An 18,254-nucleotide genomic window follows, 5' to 3' on the forward strand; every position below is an offset into this window, starting at 1 on the left:
GTGTCGCGATAGCGGCGGCGCCCTGCGGCCCTAATGCCTTGGGTTCTTTCGAGGTCCGCCCCGATAGCATGGCAACGATCATCGAGAACTCGACCCTTGGAGACCCAGCCAGATGAGCGTCGCCGCACAGCCCGCCCCGGCAGCCCCGATCAGGGTGCCTGCCGGGACCACCGCGGCCGCCGCGGTGGGCGAGGCCGGTCTGCCGCGCCGGGGCACGCCGGACGCGATCGTGGTGGTGCGCGACGCTGACGGCAAGCTGCGCGACCTGAGTTGGACGCCCGACGCCGACGCCGACGTCGTCCCCGTGGCCGCCAACACCGACGAGGGCCGCAGCGTGATCCGGCATTCGGCCGCACACGTGTTGGCCCAGGCCGTCCAGGAGCTGTTCCCACAAGCCAAACTGGGCATCGGCCCGCCGATCGCCGACGGCTTCTACTACGACTTCGACGTGAAGGAGCCGTTCACGCCCGAAGACCTGACGGCGCTGGAAAAGCGGATGCGCCAGATCGTCAAAGAGGGCCAGCTGTTCGAGCGGCGCGTGTACGAGTCCATAGAGCAGGCGCGCACCGAACTGGCTGGCGAGCCCTACAAGCTCGAACTCGTCGACGACAAGTCCGGCGACCCGGACATCATGGAGGTCGGCGGCGACGAGCTCACCGCTTACGACAACCTCAATCCCCGTACGCGGCAACGGGTTTGGGGTGATCTGTGCCGCGGGCCGCACATCCCGACCACCAAGCACATCCCGGCGTTCAAGCTCACCCGTAGCTCGGCGGCCTACTGGCGCGGCGACCAGAGCAACGCCAGCCTGCAACGCATCTACGGCACCGCCTGGGAGTCGCAGGAGGCGCTGGATGCCTACCTCGAGCTGATCGAGGAGGCGCAGCGCCGCGACCATCGCAGGCTGGGCAGCGAGCTCGACCTGTTCAGCTTCCCGGACGAGATCGGTTCCGGCCTGGCGGTTTTCCATCCCAAGGGCGGCATCATCCGTCGCGAGCTCGAGGAGTACTCGCGACTTCAGCACGAGCTGGCGGGCTACGAGTTCGTCAACACCCCGCACATCACCAAGGAGCAGCTCTACATCACGTCGGGGCACCTCGAGTGGTACGCCGACGGCATGTACCCGCCGATGCACCTCGACGCGGAGTTCAACGCGGACGGGACGGTGCGCAAGCCCGGGCAGGACTACTACCTCAAGCCGATGAACTGCCCGATGCACCACCTGATCTACCGGTCGCGAGGGCGCTCGTATCGCGAACTTCCGTTGCGGCTCTTCGAGTTCGGCAGCGTCTACCGCTACGAGAAGTCGGGCGTGGTGCACGGGCTGACCCGCGTGCGCGGCATGACTCAGGACGACGCCCACATCTACTGCACGCGAGAGCAGATGCGCGACGAGCTGAGTCGCGTGTTGCACTTCGTGCTCAAGTTGCTGGCCGACTACGGACTCAACGACTTCTACCTGGAGCTGTCGACCAAGGACCCGGAGAAGTACTCCGGCTCCGACGAGATGTGGGACGAGGCCACCGAGGTCCTGCGGGAGGTCGGCGAAGCGTCCGGCCTGGAATTGATGCCTGACCCGGGTGGCGCGGCGTTCTATGGCCCGAAGATCTCGGTACAGGTCAAGGACGCGCTGGGCCGCAGCTGGCAGATGTCGACTATCCAGCTCGACTTCAACATGCCGGACCGCTTCGAGCTGGAATACACCGCGTCCGACGGCTCGCGGCAGCGGCCGGTGCTGATCCACCGGGCGCTGTTCGGGTCCATCGAGCGGTTCTTCGGCATCCTCACCGAGCACTACGCCGGGGCCTTTCCGGCGTGGCTGGCGCCGGTGCAGGCGGTGGGCATTCCGGTCGCCGACGAACACGTCGGATACCTGGAAAACATTGCGGCACAGCTGAAGCCACACGGAGTTCGGGTCGAGGTCGACGCCAGCGATGACCGGATGGCCAAGAAGATCGTTCATCACACCGCCCAGCGGGTGCCGTTCATGCTGCTGGCCGGTGACCGCGATGTGCAGGCCGGCGCGGTCAGCTTCCGCTTCGGTGACCGCAGCCAGATCAACGGCGTTCCGGTCGACCGCGCGGTCGATGCGATCGTGAACTGGGTCGCCGACCGCGAAAACTCGGTTCCCACAGCCGAACTCGTGAAAGCGTCAGTGGTGAGTGACCGTGACTGACCGCGAACCGGCCGAGCAGGCTGCCGACGACACCATCCTGGACAGGGGGGTCGGCGAGCAAGACCACCTGCAGCGGTTGTGGACGCCGTACCGGATGACCTACCTGGCCGAAGCGCCGACGAAGCGCGACAACGGCAAAACCGAGCAGCCGTTCACCGACATTCCGCACCTCACCGACGAAGACGGCTTGGTGGTCGCCCGTGGCGAGCTCGTCTACGCCGTGCTCAACCTCTACCCCTACAACCCCGGACACCTGATGGTGGTCCCGTACCGGCGGGTCTCCGAGCTCGAGGACCTGACCGACCCGGAAAGCGCCGAGCTGATGTCCTTCGTCCAGAAGGCAATTCGTGTCATCAAGAACGTCTCGCGGCCGCACGGTTTCAACGTCGGCCTGAACCTGGGGACATCGGCCGGCGGGTCGCTGGCCGAACATCTGCACGTGCACGTGGTGCCGCGCTGGGGCGGCGATGCGAACTTCATCACCATCATCGGCGGGTCGAAGGTGATCCCGCAGTTGCTGCGCGAGACGCGCCAGCTGCTCGCCACGGAGTGGACGAAACAACCATGAGCAGAGTGCCGTTCCTGTCGCGGGCGGCGTTCGCGCGGCTGACCACTCCGACCGCGAGGGCGTGCCTGCGGCTGGGATTGACCCCCGACGTCGTCACGATCCTGGGCACCATCGTCGCGGTCGCCGGAGCGCTGACCCTGTTCCCGATGGGCAAGTTGTTCGCCGGCACGCTGGTGGTCTGGTTTTTCGTCCTCTTCGACATGCTCGATGGGGCGATGGCCCGGGAACGCGGCGGCGGCACCCGGTTCGGCGCCGTGCTGGACGCCACCTGTGACCGGGTCAGCGACGGCGCGGTGTTCTGCGGGCTGCTGTGGTGGATCGTCTTCGGCCTGCACGACAAGCTGCTGGCGGTCGCCACGCTGATCTGCCTGGTCACCTCGCAGGTGATCTCCTACATCAAGGCCCGCGCCGAGGCCAGCGGACTGCGCGGCGACGGCGGGCTGATCGAACGGCCGGAACGGCTGATCATCGTGCTCGTCGGCGCCGGCCTGTCAGACCTTCCGGTGTATCCGCTGCCGTGGGCGCTGCCCGTGGCGATGTGGCTGCTGGCGGTGGCCAGCCTCGTCACCTGCGCGCAGCGGTTGCGCGCGGTGCGCACCTCCCCGGGCGCGACCGATCGAATGGTGAGCGAGCCGTGATTCCCACTCCGCCGGGCATGAAAATGATTGGGGCGCAACGGCGGCTGGCCCGCCGGACACTGGGCCGCCTGACCGGCGGTGTGGGCACCGACTGGGCGTACGCGTCGGGCTGGATGGCGGTGCGGGCGATGCCGGAGTTCGCCGCGCGCAACGCCTTTGAGGCCGGGGCCCGGTACGCGGCCCGCGGCGGCGGCCCCGACCAGCTGCGCAAGAACCTGGCCCGCGTCCTGCGCGTGCCACCCGAGGACGTGCCCGACTCGCTGATGCGGGCCTCGCTGGCCTCCTATGCCCGCTACTGGCGCGAGGCGTTCCGCCTGCCGGGCATGGACCTGGGCGCGCTGGGCCGCGAGCTGCACGACTCGGTCCTGGGGCAAGATCACATCGAGGCGGCGCTGTCCAGCGGCCGCGGCGCGGTGATCGCCTTGCCGCACAGCGGCAACTGGGACATGGCCGGGGTATGGCTGGCGCAGACGCACGGCACGTTCACCACCGTCGCCGAGCGCCTCAAACCCGAATCGCTGTACCGGCGCTTCATCGCCTACCGCGAGCGCCTCGGCTTCGAGGTGCTGCCCCTGTCCGGGGGAGAACGGTCGCCGTTCGACGTGTTGTGCGATCGGCTGCGGGCCAACCGGGTGGTGTGCCTGATGGCCGAACGCGACCTCACCCGCACCGGCGTGCAGGTCGACTTCTTCGCCGAGCCCACCCGGCTGCCCGCCGGCCCGGCGAAGCTCGCCATCGCGACCGGGGCGGCCCTGCTGCCCGCGCACTGCTGGTTCGAGGGCCGGGGCTGGGGCGTGGACATCGGCCCGCCACTCGATTGCACCAGCGGCGACGTCGGCGCCATCACCCAGGCGATGGCCGATCAATTCGAGAAGAACATCGCCGCCCACCCCGAGGACTGGCACATGATGCAGCCGCAGTGGCTGTCCGACCTTCCCGATGCCAAGCAGGCCCGGCTGAAGGAAACCTGATGCGGATCGGGATGATCTGTCCCTACTCGTTCGACGTTCCGGGCGGGGTGCAGTCGCACGTCCTGCAGCTGGCCGAGGTGATGCGCGCCCGGGGTCATGACGTCAGCGTCCTCGCGCCGGCCTCGCCGCACGCCGAGCTGCCCGATTACGTCGTCTCGGCGGGCAAGGCCGTCCCGATTCCCTACAACGGTTCGGTGGCCCGGCTGCGGTTCGGGCCGGCCACCCACCGCAAGGTGAAAAAGTGGCTCGCCGAAGGCGATTTCGACGTGCTGCACCTGCACGAGCCCAACGCGCCGAGTCTGTCCATGTTGGCCCTCAACATCGCCGAGGGCCCGATCGTCGCCACGTTTCACACCTCCACCACCAAATCGCTGACGCTGACGGTGTTTCAGGGCATCCTGCGCCCGATGCACGAGAAGATCGTCGGCCGGATCGCGGTCTCCGATCTGGCCCGGCGCTGGCAGATGGAGGCGCTGGGCACCGACGCGGTGGAGATCCCCAACGGCGTCGACGTCGCATCGTTCGCCTCGGCCCCGCACCTGGACGGCTACCCGCGCCCCGGCAAGACGGTGCTGTTCCTGGGCCGCTACGACGAGCCGCGCAAGGGCATCTCGGTGCTGCTCGACGCGCTGCCGGCGCTGGTCGCGCGTTTTCCCGACGTGCAACTCCTGGTCGTCGGGCGCGGCGATGAAGACCAATTGCGCTCCCAGGCAGGGGAATTGGTGGATCACCTCCGTTTTCTCGGGCAGGTCGACGACGCCGGCAAGGCGTCGGCCATGCGCAGCGCCGACGTGTACTGCGCGCCCAACCTCGGCGGGGAGAGTTTCGGCATCGTCCTGGTCGAGGCGCTGGCCGCCGGCACCCCGGTGGTGGCGAGCGATCTGGACGCCTTCCGCCGCGTGCTGGGCAACGGTGACGTCGGATGCCTGGTACCCGTCGGCGACGGTGACGCGCTTGCCGATGCGCTGATCGCGGTGCTGGAGGATGATGTGCTGCGGGAACGTTATGTGACGGCGGGTTCGGCAGCCGTCCAGCGCTACGACTGGTCGGTGGTGGCCAGCCAGATCATGCGGGTGTACGAGACGGTCGCCGCGTCAGGCGCCAAGGTTGAGGTGGCCAGTTGATGACGTGGCTGATTGTCGCCATCGCGGTGTTCGTCGCGGTGCTGGCGGTCTTCGGGGTCTGGGCGTACCGGACGGCGAACAGGCTGGACCGCCTGCACGTCCGCTACGACCTGTCGTGGCAGGCGCTCGACGGGGCGCTGGCACGGCGCGCGGTGGTGTCGCGCGCCGTCGCCATCGACGCCTACGGCGGTGCGTCCGAAGGGCGGCGGCTGGCGGCGCTGGCCGACGCCGCGGAAGGGGCGCCCCGGCCCGCGCGGGAAAACGCCGAGAACGCGTTGTCGGCCGCGCTGGCCGTCGTCGATCCTGCGTCGCTGCCGGCCGGTCTGATCGCCGAGCTGGCCGACGCCGAGGCCCGGGTGGTGCTGGCCCGTCGTTTCCACAACGACGCGGTCCGCGACACCCTGGCCCTGGCCGAGCGGCCCCTGGTGCGGCTGTTCCACCTCGGCGGAAAGGCCGCTGTGCCCAGCTATTTCGAGATCGTCGAACGTCCGCACGCGCTGGCCCACGGCGATCACGGCGTCCTCAACCACCGCACCTCGGCGCGCATCGTGCTGCTCGACGACACCGGCGCGGTGCTGCTGCTGTGCGGGTCGGACCCCGCGCTCGCCGACCGGCATGCCCCGAAGTGGTGGTTCACCGTGGGTGGCGAGGTGCAGCAAGGGGAGCGGCTGGCCGAAGCCGCCGCGCGGGAACTGGCCGAGGAAACCGGTCTGCGGGTCGCGCCGGCGGAGATGGTCGGGCCGGTCTGGCGGCGTGACGAGGTCTTCGAGTTCAACGGCTCGCTGATCGACAGCGAGGAGTTCTACTTCGTCTACCGCACCCGGCGGTTCGAGCCGTCGCGCGCGGGCCGCACCGAGCTGGAACGCAGCTACATCCACGGCCACCGGTGGTGTGACGCTGCCGACATCGCCGCGCTGGTCGCAGCGGGGGAGACCGTGTACCCCATGCAACTGTCCGGACTGCTCACCGACGCGGCGGCGCTCGCCGGCGGCCGCACCCCCGGGCCGCTGTTGTCCATCCGCTGACTCCGCCGGTGTCAACGCGGGCCAAAACGCCTCATTAGACTGGGTCGACAACGTTTGAAGGAGATCATGCAGTGAGTACGGCCCACCCACCGAACGGGCGAACCGGAACGGCGCGCGTCAAACGCGGCATGGCCGAGATGCTCAAGGGCGGCGTCATCATGGACGTCGTCACCCCCGAGCAGGCCAAGATCGCCGAGGCCGCCGGCGCCGTCGCCGTCATGGCGCTGGAACGGGTGCCCGCCGACATCCGCGCGCAAGGTGGTGTGTCGCGGATGAGCGACCCCGACATGATCGAGGGCATCATCGCCGCCGTGACCATCCCGGTGATGGCCAAGGCCCGCATCGGCCACTTCGTCGAGGCTCAGATCCTGCAGAGCCTCGGCGTGGACTACGTCGACGAGTCTGAGGTGCTCACCCCGGCGGACTACACCCACCACATCGACAAGTGGAAGTTCACCGTGCCGTTCGTGTGCGGGGCGACCAACCTCGGTGAGGCGCTGCGCCGCATCAGCGAGGGCGCGGCGATGATCCGCTCCAAGGGCGAAGCCGGCACCGGTGACGTCTCCAACGCGACCACGCACATGCGGGCGATCGGCGGCGAGATCCGCCGCCTGACGTCGTTGTCGGAGGACGAATTGTACGTCGCCGCAAAGGAATTGCGGGCGCCCTACGACCTGGTTGTCGAGGTGGCCAGGGCGGGCAAGCTGCCGGTGACGCTGTTCACCGCGGGCGGCATCGCCACCCCGGCGGATGCGGCGATGATGATGCAGCTCGGCGCCGAGGGCGTATTCGTCGGTTCGGGGATCTTCAAGTCCGGCGATCCCGCCGCGCGCGCGGCCGCGATCGTCAAGGCGACCACCTTCTACGACGATCCCGACGTGCTCGCCAAGGTGTCGCGCGGGCTGGGCGACGCGATGGTCGGCATCAACGTCGAGCAGATCGCGGAGCCCCACCGGCTGGCCGAACGCGGCTGGTAAGAACTTCTCCGTGGCGATCGAAGAGATCCTCGATCTCGAGCAACTCGAGGTCAACATCTACCGTGGTCGGGTTTTCAGCCCGGAGTCGGGATATTTCCAGCGCACGTTCGGCGGTCACGTGGCGGGGCAGTCGCTCGTCTCGGCGGTTCGCACCGTGGACCCGCACTACCAGGTCCACTCGCTGCACGGTTACTTCCTGCGGCCCGGCGACGCCAACGAGCCCACGGTGTTCATCGTCGAGCGCACCCGCGACGGCGGGTCATTCGCTACCCGGCGCGTCAATGCCATCCAGCACGGCGAAATCATCTTTTCCATGGGGGCGTCGTTCCAGACCGACCAGGAGGGCATCCACCACCAGGACGTCATGCCCGCCGCCGCGCCGCCGGACGGCCTGCCCGGTCTGGACTCGATCAAGGTGTTCGACGACGCCGGGTTCAAACAGTTCGAGGAGTGGGACGTCTGCATCGTGCCCCGAGAGAAGCTGCACCTCTCGCCGGTCAAGGCCTCCCAACAGCAGGTGTGGTTCCGCCACCGTGATCCGCTGCCCGACGACCCGGTGCTGCACATCTGCGCGCTGGCCTACATGAGCGACCTGACGCTGCTGGGATCGGCGCAGGTCAACCACCTCGATGTGCGCGAGCACCTGCAGGTGGCGTCGCTGGACCACGCCATGTGGTTCATGCGGGCGTTCCGGGCCGACGAGTGGCTGCTCTACGACCAGAGCTCGCCGTCGGCCAGCGGCGGCCGCTCGCTGTGCCAGGGCAAGATCTTCACCCAGTCCGGTGAGATGGTTGCGGCGGTCATGCAGGAGGGGCTGACCCGCTTCAAGCGTGGGTACCAGCCGACCAACCAGTGAGCGCCCCGCGGATCGGGGTCCTGGCACTGCAGGGCGACACCCGCGAGCACCTGGCGGCCCTGCGGGAGGCGGGAGCCGAGTCGATGCCGGTGCGCCGGCGCAGCGAGCTGGAGGCGGTGGACGGGCTGGTCATCCCCGGCGGGGAATCGACCACCATGAGCCACCTGCTGCTCGATCTCGGGCTGCTCGAGCCGTTGCGGGGCTTGCTGGCCGACGGGCTGCCCGCCTACGGCGCGTGCGCCGGGATGATCCTGCTGGCCAGCGAGATCCTGGACGCCGGCGCGGGCGGGCGCGAGGCGCTGCCGCTGCGTGCAATCGATATGACGGTGCGGCGCAACGCCTTTGGACGACAGGTCGATTCTTTCGAGGGGGACATCCCGTTCGCGGGGCTGAGCGATCCGGTGCGCGCGGTATTCATCCGGGCCCCCTGGGTCGAGCGAGCCGGCGACGACGTCGAGGTGCTGGCCAGCGCGGCCGGCCACGTCGTCGCAGTGAAGCAGGGCTTGGTGCTGGCGACGGCGTTTCACCCCGAGATGACCGGCGACCGCCGCATCCACCACCTGTTCGTCGACCTGGTGACCGGTGCCGGCACGCCGAACGTCACGCAGGAGTGACGCTCGGCGGCGACTGCCGCGCTGGCGTGACGTTCGGTGCATCGACCGTCCACGTAGACTCGTCTGGCGAACTTTCCAGAGATAGAAGAGGTACGAGACACCGATGAGCGGCCATTCCAAGTGGGCGACCACCAAGCACCAGAAGGCCGTCAAAGACGCGCGCCGCGGCAAGGAATTCGCCCGGCTGATCAAGAACATTGAGGTCGCCGCCCGTACCGGCGGTGGTGACCCGGCCGGCAACCCGACGCTGTACGACGCCATTCAGAAGGCGAAGAAGACCTCGGTGCCCAACGACAACATCGAACGCGCCCGCAAGCGCGGCGCGGGCGAGGAAGCCGGCGGCGCCGACTACCAGACCATCATGTACGAGGGTTACGGCCCCAACGGCGTGGCGGTGCTGATCGAGTGCCTCACCGACAACCGCAACCGCGCGGCCGGCGAGGTTCGGGTGGCGGTGACCCGCAACGGCGGCAACATGGCCGACCCCGGATCGGTGTCCTACCTGTTCACCCGCAAGGGCGTCGTCACGCTCGAGAAGAACGGGCTCACCGAAGACGATGTGCTGACCGCCGTGCTGGACGCCGGTGCCGAGGACGTCAACGACCTCGGCGAGAGCTTCGAGGTCATCTCCGAGCCGACCGATCTCGTCGCGGTGCGCACCGCGCTGCAGGACGCCGGCATCGACTACGAATCGGCCGAGGCCAGCTTCCAGCCGTCGGTCAGCGTGCCGGTCGACGTCGAGGGCGCGCGCAAGGTGTTCAAGCTGGTAGACGCGCTGGAGGACAGCGACGACGTGCAGAACGTCTGGACCAACGTCGACCTGTCCGACGAGGTGCTCGCCGCCCTCGACGAGGACTAGTTCGGCGTTCGCCGAGCGTGCCTTAAGGGCGAGATTCAGCCCGATTTGTCGCCATCAGTGCACGCTCGGCGGGACCAAGGCCGCCAGCAATGGCTAGTCGTATCCGTGCCGCATGTCCTCGACGATGCGCGGGTTGTCCAGGGTCGACGGCTCCACCGGCCGCGGCCCGATGTCGCCGGAGAAGACGCCCGCGGCGTCGAGCACCTGCTGGTTGAGGTAGCGCAGCGGCGGCGCATTGGTGGGCACCTTCGGCACGGGTGCGGCGTCGGCGCGCTGCGCCAGGGCGAATCCCCAGTCACCGAACGTGGGCACGTGCACGTGATACGGCGTGACCGCGTAGCCGGCCGCCCGGATCGTCGATACCGTGCGCCAATACGCCGTCGGAGTGGAGAACGGGCTGCCCGCCTGCACCACCATCAGCCCACCGGGCGCGAGCGCGCGGGCGGCCAGCGCGTAGAACTCCGTGGAGTACAGCCGGCCCAGCACGGGTGTGTCGGGGTCGGGAAGGTCGACGATCACCGCGTCGAAGCGGTCCACGTGCGGCCCGCGCAACCAGTTCATCGCGTCCTCGATCAGCACGGACACCCGGGGGTTGTCCAGCGAGCCGCCATTGGCCCCGCGCAGTGTGGTGCGGGCGACGTCGATCACCGCGGGGTCGAGCTCGACCTGCACGATCTTGGAAACGCCTGGCTGGCGCAGCAATTCGCGCGCCGCCAGGCCGTCTCCGCCGCCCAGCACCAGCACCGAATGGGCGCCTTGGGAAACCCCGCCGAGGGCGGGGTAGACGAGGCTCTCGGTGTAGCGGTACTCGTCGCGGGTGGAGAACTGCAGCCCCCCATTGAGATACAGCCGGGTGTCGTTGCCGCGGCGCGTCACCACGATCTCCTGATAAGCCGTGTGCCGGTAGGCGATGATCGGGTCGGCGTAAAGCCTTTGCCTGCTTGTTGTTTCGATGTCGGCCGAACGCAGCAGCAGGGTGGCGAGCAGCCCAGCGGCGGCGGCCAGCGCGCACATCGCCAGCGCCAGCTTCCGCGTCGAAACCACTTGCCGCAACAGGAAAATCGCTACCACGGCGGCGGCGGCCAGGTTGATCATTCCGGTGGCGGCCGCACCGCGGATCATCCCCAACGGCGGCAGCAACAGGAACGGCCAGACCAGCCCGCCCAGCAGCGCGCCCAGGTAGTCGGCGGCGTTGAGGTTGGCCAGCGTCCGCCCGGCATCGGCGGCACCGGCTGTCCGGCCACCTTGCAGCAGCGTCATCAGCAGCGGCACCTCGGCGCCCACCAAGCCACCGATGAGCGCCGTGCTCAACGCGAGCACCCACGTCGACCCGTCCACGAACGCGAACACCACGTACAGCGCCGCCGCCGACAGGCCACCGATGATGCCCAGCAGCGCCTCGACGGCGATGAAGGTGATCGCGGCGTGCGCCAGCAGGGGTTTGACCAGCAGGGCGCCCACGCCCAGCGCGGCGATGTAGCCCGCGACGATCAGGGAGGTGGCGACGATCCCGCCGCCGTCGAGGCTGGCCGACAGCGTCAGCAGCGCGAGTTCGTACACGATGCCACAGGCCGCGCACGCCGCCACCGCGGCCAGCAGCAGCGCCCGCCATCGACCCGACGGCCCCGCGGACGGCGCCGCCCCGGGCGGCCGCACATCGACAGCGCTCATGACACCGCCGCGGCGGTCACCCCTCCCACGGCTAGCAGTATCAGCGCCACGGCGAACGATCCCGGATGCAGCTCCGGCTCGTCGATGTGCTCGTGGAAGCTGCCCGGTATCAGCAGGTGCATCGCCAGCAGCGCTATCCCCAGGAGGATCACGCCCATCAGCCCGTACACCGCCACGCCAAGGAGTCCCTGGCCCAGCTGGCTGTAGCTGTTGGCGATGGCGGTGATGATGACGACGGTCAGGGCGATGTACATCGCGCCCGCGACCACCACGGCGTTGGGGCGGCGGTCGATGAACACCAGCTGGCGCAACTTCCCCGGGGTCAGCAGGTCGACCGCGTAGAACCCGATGAGAAGCACGGCCATGCCGACGACGAAGTACAGGATCGTCGCGACCGCGCCCTTCAGCACGGGATTGATGTCGACGGTGCCGATCTCGACGGCGAGGTACATGGTGCTCTCCTTTGCGTTCACTTGATTCCGCCGGGGCCGCCGGGGGTGCCTCCGGCGCCGCCCGAGGGGGATCCAGGGGAAAATCCGGGGCCCAGGAAGATGAAGGCGCCGTGGCTGTATCCGGCGCTCAGCGGTTCGACGCGGATGCTGCACTGATAACCGCCGTCGGGGCCGACGATCACGATGTTGTTGCTGTAACGCAGGTACTCGGTCTTGCCGTTGTCCGCCCGCGCGTCGGGTTGGGCGTAGTCGGCCAGGGCGTCGGCGACCTGTTCGGGCGAACCGGTGCACTGGTAGCGGGTCCCGTTCGCGTCGCGGGCGTATTCGTGATAATGACTGGCCACGTACGAGCCAATGTTCTTCTGCAGCAAGATGATTCCGAAGATCAGGCACGCCACGGCGGCCGCGCCCAGCACTCCGGCGATCACGAAAAGGCGGTTGCGGCTCACGGGCGCCACCGGCTGGCCGTGTGAACCACCGTTCCGCCGCCGCCCGCGATGCGAGCCGGGTAGAGGTGCCAGGTCTGCCAGCGCCAGCCGGTGCCGTCGGGCTCGGCGGCCAGCACGGTCAGCGCGGCGTCATCGCCGGGGAAGGTGCCGCCGAGCCAGCCGTCCAGCCGCGCGCAACGGTCGCGCAGGTCCTGCGCGAGCCGGCGAAAGCTCGCCTCGTCGTGGGTGTCCGTACGCGAGTGAAGGCGGTAACCGGGCGCGTCGGTGCGCTCGGGCAGGTCGGCCCCGAGATTGCGTGCCGTGCAGGAGATTTCCTCGGAGAACGCGTGCCCGACCGCGACGACATGTGACGCGCCGAGCACACCCAGCAAGAGTGTGGCGCCGCCGGCCGGGTGGTCCAGGCGGCAGCTGGCCAGGGGAGCGGGCACGGGCGCGTTGAGCGCGAGTCCCAGCCTTTCCCCGGATACGTCCGCCGGAGTCACGGCGAGCTGATGAAGGGGCACCGGCGTGACCTCTAGCCCTACGCCGAGCTGGGTGGGGGTGCCGAATACACGGTGATTTCGCCGGGCGAGACGGACTTGCCCGTCGACACCTCCCAGGGCATGTCCGGGGCCCAGCGCTCGAACGAGAGCAGCGCCGACTCGTCGGCGTTGGCGCAGTCGACGAACTCCATGTCTCCGCCGGCCGGCAGGCCGGTGGCGCCTTCGGTCGTGTAGGAGGCGCGGCCGCGTTCGGACTCATGGAACGTGACCCCGTCGACGACGTATTGGTCGCCGGGCCTCAGGGACACATCCTTGCGTTTGACCCACATCGCCAGTTCCAGGCGTCCCTCGTCCTCCTCGACGCTGAACCAGAGTGGTTGGTCGCCGCCCTCCAGCAGGTGCTCCCACCACACGAAGGGCCCTTCGCGGTAGGTGACCGATCCGCGCACGATGTAGTCGATGCCGCCGTAGCTGACGATGGCGCCGGGCCCGAGTTGGCGCGGCCCGAACTGCGGCATCGCGTCGGCGGAGAGCGGGTCCTGGCGGCCGCCCCGCTGGGCCGGCTGCTTGGGCCGTCGCAAAGCCACCACCAGCACCACGATGGACGCGATGAAGAGCGCCACGGCGATCATGACCAGCAGAGATCCCACGCCAATCCCTCCGTTGCCACATTGCTCGAGCGAACGTGGGCTAAAGCTAACAGCTTTTTCATGCGTCGGCGTCCCAACGTTGCCCCGGGAAGCGCCGCGTGTCCTACCCGGACCTGTCGCCGGTGGCCGTAAGGTATCGAACAGCTGTTCTACTAGATGGGAGCGGGAATGCGGGTGATGGGCGTCGATCCCGGCCTGACCCGATGCGGTCTGTCGGTCGTCGAAACCGGGCGGGGGCGCGCGGTGGTCGCGCTCGATGTCGACGTGGTGCGCACGCCCTCGGACGCGCCGCTCGCCGAGCGGCTCCTGACGATCAGCGATGCCGTCGAGCATTGGCTGGCGACCCACCAGCCGGACGTCGTGGCGGTCGAGCGGGTGTTCTCCCAACTCAACGTGTCGACCGTGATGGGGACCGCCCAGGCCGGCGGCGTCGTCGCGCTGGCCGCGGCCAAACGCGGCGTCGACGTGCACTTCCACACCCCCAGCGAGGTCAAGGCCGCGGTCACCGGAAACGGCGCCGCCGATAAGGCCCAAGTCACCGCCATGGTCACCAGAATCCTTGCGCTGCAAGCCAAACCGACACCGGCGGACGCCGCGGACGCGCTGGCGCTGGCGATTTGCCATTGCTGGCGGGCGCCGATGATCGCCCGGATGGCCGCGGCGGAGGCGATGGCCGCCGAGCAGCGGCGAAAATACAAGGCCACGCTGGACGCCAAGCTGAAGGCGGCGCGATGATCGCCTCGGTGCGCGGCGAGGTCCTCGAGGTGGCGCTCGATCACGTGGTGATCGAGGCCGCCGGCGTCGGCTATCGGGTGAACGCGACGCCGTCGACGCTGTCTACGCTGCGGGCCGGGACCGAGGCGCGGCTGATCACCGCGATGATCGTCCGCGAGGACTCGATGACGCTCTACGGCTTCGCCGACGCCGACGCCCGCGACCTGTTCCTGACGCTGCTGTCGGTGTCGGGGGTCGGGCCGCGGCTGGCGATGGCGACCCTGGCCGTACACGACGCCGGGGCGCTGCGACAGGCGCTGCACGACGGCGACGTCAACGCGCTGACCCGGGTGCCCGGGATAGGCAAGCGCAGCGCCGAACGGATGGTTCTGGAATTGCGCGACAAGGTCGGCGCCGGCTTCGCGGCCGGCGGGGCGTCCCCGGCGGCGGGCCTCAACGGCCACGCGATCCGCGGGCCGGTGGTGGAGGCCCTGGTCGGGCTCGGTTTCGCCGTCAAGCAGGCCGAGGAAGCCACCGACAAGGTGCTGGCCGCCGACCACGGCGCCACCACGACGGCCGCGCTGCGCGCCGCCCTGTCGATGCTGGGCAAGTCCCGATGACCGACGACTACGAGGAACGAGAGGTCTCCCCGGCGCTGACCGTGGGCGAGGGCGACATCGACGTCAGCCTGCGTCCGCGCTCGCTGCGCGAGTTCATCGGCCAGCCGCGGGTGCGCGAGCAGCTGCAGCTCGTCCTTGAGGGCGCCAAAAACCGCGGCGGCACACCCGACCACATCCTGTTGTCCGGTCCGCCGGGGCTGGGCAAGACGTCACTGGCGATGATCATCGCGGCCGAGCTCGGGTCCTCGCTGCGGATGACGTCGGGGCCCGCGCTGGAACGCGCCGGTGACCTGGCGGCGATGCTGTCCAACCTGGTCGAGCACGACGTGCTGTTCATCGACGAGATCCACCGCATCGCCCGGCCCGCGGAGGAGATGCTCTACCTGGCCATGGAGGACTTCCGGGTCGATGTGGTGGTCGGCAAGGGTCCCGGGGCGACGTCGATTCCGCTGGAGCTGGCGCCGTTCACCCTGGTCGGCGCGACCACCCGGTCGGGCGCGCTGACCGGCCCGCTGCGGGATCGGTTCGGTTTCACCGCGCATATGGACTTCTACGAGCCCTCCGAGCTGGAGCGGGTGCTGGCCCGCTCCGCCGGGATCCTGGGCATCGAACTCGGGGGCGACGCGGCCGAGGAGATCGCCCGGCGCTCGCGGGGGACACCGCGGATCGCCAACCGGTTGTTGCGCCGGGTCCGCGACTTCGCCGAGGTGCGCGCCGACGGCGTGATCACCCGCGACGTCGCCAAGGCCGCGCTGGCGGTCTACGACGTCGACGAGCTGGGCCTGGACCGGCTGGACCGGGCCGTGCTTTCGGCGCTGACCCGCAGCTTCGGCGGCGGACCGGTCGGGGTGTCGACCCTGGCGGTGGCGGTGGGAGAGGAGGCCGCCACCGTGGAGGAGGTGTGCGAGCCGTTCCTGGTGCGTGCCGGCATGGTCGCGCGGACGCCGCGAGGCCGGGTGGCGACCGCCCAGGCCTGGACGCACCTCGGCATGACCCCTCCGGCCGGCGTCACCGGCTTCGGACAGGCCGGTCTGTTCGATTAGCGGGCCGCCCAATCGCGGCCAAATCGTGACCTTTGCGCCCAGCCTGTCCCGGGTGACCGTCCGATGGTGCCTCCGGCCTGCTCAGACCCGCCCGCATCGTCCATCGCGCGGCCTCGGCCACGCCGGGGGAGCCTCGCCCCAAGCGGCCTCAGCAAACACATGGGCACCGCGTGAGCGGTTACACCCCAGGACCCTCGGGTAACCAGCCTCACAGCAGTCATACCTGTCTGAAGGAGGTTCCGATGAGGACCAGAAGCCACGACTACGACCGCCCTCGCGCGTTGTACATGCCACGGACCCGCGGCGCGCTAACCGGGTTACTTCTCATTCTTCTGGGTGCGTGGGGCGCATTGGTGCCCTTCTTCGGGCCCAACATCGACTGGGCGTACATGGCGGATCCGGCATGGACGTGGACCACGGCCAAAGGCTGGCTGGAGGTGCTCCCCGGGGCAGCGGCCGCGCTCGGCGGTTTGCTGGTGCTCATGTCCGGGAACCGGGCCAGCGCCGTGTTCGGCGGCTGGCTCGCGGTCGCGGGCGGCGCCTGGTTCGTCGTCGGCCGCGCGTTCGCGTCGACGCTCGGAATCGGTGACCTCGGTCAACCGATGGCCTCGACGGACCTCAAACGGGCCCTGCTCGAGGTCACCTACTTCTCCGGCCTGGGCGCCCTGATCGTGTTCCTGGGCGGGGCCGCGGTTGCGCGGCTGGCCGTGCGCCACGCACGAGACGTCGTCGTTGCAGAGCCGGCCCCGGTGGCAGGCCAAACCGTGCCGGCCGCTGAACCGGCGATGTACGACGAGGGTCGCGTGCCGGCGGGAGCACCTTCGGACGCCATGGCCGGTGAGCCGGCGCCCCGCGGGCGCACCGGTGGTGGCCTGTTACGTCGGCGGTCCGGCGAGGGCGGCCTGTTCCGCCGGCGCACCGAAGGTGGCGGCTTATTCCACCGGCACCACCACGCGGGCGCCTAGTCGGAGGTAGGGCGGAAGGCACCGGTAGCGCCGGCTACCGGTGCCTGTTCGCGCGTCAGCCTGGTCCCGGTGAGCGCCGGTCGGTAAAGTTCACCGGCGCCCCGCCGTGCGGAACCGGACCGCGTAGCGGGCCCGAATCGGCGAGGAGGAGCAATGATCGCCACCGCCCTGGTGTTCGCCGCACTGGCGGCGTTGCTGCACGTCTACATCTTTGTAATGGAATCGTTGACGTGGACCTCGCCGCGCACCCGCGCGACCTTCGGAACCACCGAAGCCGAAGCCGAAACCACCAAGCTGCTCGCCTTCAACCAAGGGTTCTACAACCTTTTCCTGGCCGTCGTCACCGGTGTGGGCATCATCGCAGTTGCCCTGGGCCACACAGGTATTGGAGCGTCGCTCGTCTTCGCCGGGGTCGGATCGATGGCCGCCGCCGCGCTGGTTCTGATCGCGTCCGACCGCGACAAGGCGCGCGCCGCCGCGACGCAGGGCACACTCCCGGCGATCGCAATCGTGCTCCTGCTGCTCGGCCTGCAGTAGTAACACCAGTCTCATCAGCCTCAATGGTCACGGCGAGCGGTCGCTTTCGGTCGCCCCATGGGTTAGTAGTGGAAGGCGCTGGGTAACCACCCCAGGCCGGAAAACGACCCGGTATTCAACGAGGGGATGTCATGAAATACGCAGAAGACGGCCACACCCGCGGGCTGGGTATCCCGCGCTCGCGCGGCGCGGTCAGCGGATTGCTCCTGGTCATCTTGGGAGCGTGGGGGGCGTTAATACCGTTTGTCGGTCCGCACTTCAACTTCGCCTACACACCGGACCGGGACTGGGCATGGAGCACGGCCCGGGGCTGGCTCGAGGTCGCCCCAGGCGCGGCGGCCGTACTGGGCGGCCTGCTGCTGATCGTCGCCGGGAACCGTGTCGCCGCCATGCTGGGCGGTTGGCTGGCCGTGCTGGCCGGCGCCTGGTTTGTCGTGGGCGGCCAGGTCGCCCCTCTGTTGGGAATCGGCTCCGCCGGTGACCCGATTGCCGCTACCGATCGCAAGCGCGCGGTGCTCGAGGTCACGTACTTCTCGGGCCTGGGCGTGCTGATCGTGTTCCTGGGCGGGGTCGCGCTCGCCCGCACCGCCGCGCGCCTGGCGCGCGACGTCCATCCGGTGGCCGCCGAACGCGCCGCGACGCCGGCCGTCGAGCCCTACCGGGATTCGACTTACGACGAGCCCGCCGAGGTCTCCTCGGGCGCGCTGACCAAGCCGCGATCCGCGGCCGACGCCGAACCCAAGCGGGGATGGCGCCGTAACCGCTCCGGTACGGGGTCCGGTACCAACGCCGCGTATCTGCGCTGGCCGCACCCGCAGCAGTAGCCTTGCACAACAAGTAAGCCGCCCAGCCCCGAAAAGGCT

The 18,254-nt window shown here is 69.3% G+C and carries 21 protein-coding genes; 16 read left to right on the forward strand and 5 right to left on the reverse strand.

The features are described 5' to 3' along the window. Window positions 1-112: 112 nt before the first annotated feature. From thrS to AC5Y30_RS15905, 10 genes are all read left to right on the forward strand, one after another. The gene (gene thrS, locus AC5Y30_RS15860) at window positions 113-2,176 is read left to right on the forward strand and encodes a threonine--tRNA ligase (protein WP_499919562.1); all 2,064 of its coding nucleotides are present in this window, start codon (window positions 113-115) and stop codon (window positions 2,174-2,176) included. Then, window positions 2,169-2,744, forward strand: coding sequence for an ATP adenylyltransferase (locus AC5Y30_RS15865; RefSeq protein WP_499919563.1), 576 nt, complete (start codon window positions 2,169-2,171; stop codon window positions 2,742-2,744). The genes thrS and AC5Y30_RS15865 overlap by 8 nt, the downstream gene beginning before the upstream one ends. Beyond that, window positions 2,741-3,382 carry a phosphatidylinositol phosphate synthase gene (pgsA, locus tag AC5Y30_RS15870; protein ID WP_499919564.1) on the forward strand — a complete coding sequence of 214 codons (642 nt, stop codon included), beginning with the start codon at window positions 2,741-2,743 and terminating at the stop codon, window positions 3,380-3,382. The genes AC5Y30_RS15865 and pgsA overlap by 4 nt, the downstream gene beginning before the upstream one ends. After that, a complete protein-coding gene (locus AC5Y30_RS15875) occupies window positions 3,379-4,353 on the forward strand; it encodes a phosphatidylinositol mannoside acyltransferase (RefSeq protein WP_499919565.1) in 975 nt (324 codons plus the stop codon). The genes pgsA and AC5Y30_RS15875 overlap by 4 nt, the downstream gene beginning before the upstream one ends. Next, window positions 4,353-5,477, forward strand: coding sequence for a glycosyltransferase family 4 protein (locus AC5Y30_RS15880; protein WP_499919566.1), 1,125 nt, complete (start codon window positions 4,353-4,355; stop codon window positions 5,475-5,477). Before AC5Y30_RS15875 ends, AC5Y30_RS15880 begins: the two co-directional genes overlap by 1 nt. After that, window positions 5,477-6,502 (forward strand): NUDIX hydrolase, encoded by a 1,026-nt coding sequence (locus AC5Y30_RS15885; protein WP_499919567.1) that lies wholly within the window; start codon window positions 5,477-5,479, stop codon window positions 6,500-6,502. The genes AC5Y30_RS15880 and AC5Y30_RS15885 overlap by 1 nt, the downstream gene beginning before the upstream one ends. A 71-nt stretch (window positions 6,503-6,573) precedes the next feature. Then, window positions 6,574-7,479, forward strand: a complete 906-nt coding sequence (gene pdxS, locus AC5Y30_RS15890) for a pyridoxal 5'-phosphate synthase lyase subunit PdxS (RefSeq protein ID WP_499919568.1) — start codon at window positions 6,574-6,576, stop codon at window positions 7,477-7,479. A gap of 10 nt (window positions 7,480-7,489) precedes the next feature. After that, window positions 7,490-8,335, forward strand: a complete 846-nt coding sequence (tesB, locus tag AC5Y30_RS15895) for an acyl-CoA thioesterase II (RefSeq protein WP_499919569.1) — start codon at window positions 7,490-7,492, stop codon at window positions 8,333-8,335. Then, the gene (gene pdxT / locus AC5Y30_RS15900; RefSeq protein ID WP_499919570.1) at window positions 8,332-8,949 is read left to right on the forward strand and encodes a pyridoxal 5'-phosphate synthase glutaminase subunit PdxT; all 618 of its coding nucleotides are present in this window, start codon (window positions 8,332-8,334) and stop codon (window positions 8,947-8,949) included. Before tesB ends, pdxT begins: the two co-directional genes overlap by 4 nt. A 103-nt stretch (window positions 8,950-9,052) precedes the next feature. Further along, complete coding sequence (locus AC5Y30_RS15905) at window positions 9,053-9,808, forward strand: YebC/PmpR family DNA-binding transcriptional regulator (protein ID WP_463833598.1); 756 nt, start codon at window positions 9,053-9,055, stop codon at window positions 9,806-9,808. Between the two features lie 93 nt (window positions 9,809-9,901). On the opposite strand, the gene AC5Y30_RS15910 is transcribed toward AC5Y30_RS15905, so the two are convergent. The 5 genes from AC5Y30_RS15910 to AC5Y30_RS15930 are packed head-to-tail and all read right to left on the reverse strand — an operon-like array spanning window position 9,902 to window position 13,512. After that, a complete protein-coding gene (locus tag AC5Y30_RS15910; RefSeq protein WP_499919571.1) occupies window positions 9,902-11,479 on the reverse strand; it encodes a polyamine aminopropyltransferase in 1,578 nt (525 codons plus the stop codon). Continuing rightward, on the reverse strand, window positions 11,476-11,931 hold the full coding sequence (locus tag AC5Y30_RS15915; RefSeq protein WP_499919572.1) for a DUF350 domain-containing protein: 456 nt from the start codon (window positions 11,929-11,931) through the stop codon (window positions 11,476-11,478). Before AC5Y30_RS15915 ends, AC5Y30_RS15910 begins: the two co-directional genes overlap by 4 nt. A gap of 17 nt (window positions 11,932-11,948) precedes the next feature. Then, window positions 11,949-12,380, reverse strand: coding sequence for a DUF4247 domain-containing protein (locus AC5Y30_RS15920; RefSeq protein WP_499919573.1), 432 nt, complete (start codon window positions 12,378-12,380; stop codon window positions 11,949-11,951). After that, a complete protein-coding gene (locus AC5Y30_RS15925; RefSeq protein ID WP_499919574.1) occupies window positions 12,377-12,883 on the reverse strand; it encodes a DUF2617 family protein in 507 nt (168 codons plus the stop codon). The genes AC5Y30_RS15920 and AC5Y30_RS15925 overlap by 4 nt, the downstream gene beginning before the upstream one ends. 17 nt (window positions 12,884-12,900) lie before the next feature. After that, window positions 12,901-13,512 (reverse strand): DUF4178 domain-containing protein, encoded by a 612-nt coding sequence (locus tag AC5Y30_RS15930; protein WP_499919575.1) that lies wholly within the window; start codon window positions 13,510-13,512, stop codon window positions 12,901-12,903. A 168-nt stretch (window positions 13,513-13,680) separates the two neighbouring features. Between AC5Y30_RS15930 and ruvC the strand changes: the two genes are divergently transcribed. The 6 genes from ruvC to AC5Y30_RS15960 all read left to right on the forward strand — a co-directional run bounded on the left by ruvC (window position 13,681) and on the right by AC5Y30_RS15960 (window position 18,215). After that, window positions 13,681-14,247, forward strand: coding sequence for a crossover junction endodeoxyribonuclease RuvC (gene ruvC, locus AC5Y30_RS15935; RefSeq protein ID WP_499919576.1), 567 nt, complete (start codon window positions 13,681-13,683; stop codon window positions 14,245-14,247). Then, on the forward strand, window positions 14,244-14,846 hold the full coding sequence (gene ruvA, locus AC5Y30_RS15940; protein ID WP_499919577.1) for a Holliday junction branch migration protein RuvA: 603 nt from the start codon (window positions 14,244-14,246) through the stop codon (window positions 14,844-14,846). The genes ruvC and ruvA overlap by 4 nt, the downstream gene beginning before the upstream one ends. Continuing rightward, a complete protein-coding gene (gene ruvB, locus AC5Y30_RS15945) occupies window positions 14,843-15,889 on the forward strand; it encodes a Holliday junction branch migration DNA helicase RuvB (protein WP_499919578.1) in 1,047 nt (348 codons plus the stop codon). Before ruvA ends, ruvB begins: the two co-directional genes overlap by 4 nt. Before the next feature lie 242 nt (window positions 15,890-16,131). Beyond that, the gene (locus AC5Y30_RS15950; RefSeq protein ID WP_499919579.1) at window positions 16,132-16,854 is read left to right on the forward strand and encodes a hypothetical protein; all 723 of its coding nucleotides are present in this window, start codon (window positions 16,132-16,134) and stop codon (window positions 16,852-16,854) included. Window positions 16,855-17,007: 153 nt separating this feature from the next. Then, window positions 17,008-17,391: a DUF1304 domain-containing protein gene (locus AC5Y30_RS15955; protein WP_499919580.1), complete on the forward strand. Its 384-nt coding sequence runs from the start codon at window positions 17,008-17,010 to the stop codon at window positions 17,389-17,391. 131 nt (window positions 17,392-17,522) lie between these two features. After that, window positions 17,523-18,215: a hypothetical protein gene (locus tag AC5Y30_RS15960; protein WP_499919582.1), complete on the forward strand. Its 693-nt coding sequence runs from the start codon at window positions 17,523-17,525 to the stop codon at window positions 18,213-18,215. Window positions 18,216-18,254: the final 39 nt, after the last annotated feature.

The sequence above is a fragment of the Mycobacterium sp. NGS27 genome, assembly GCF_059813005.1.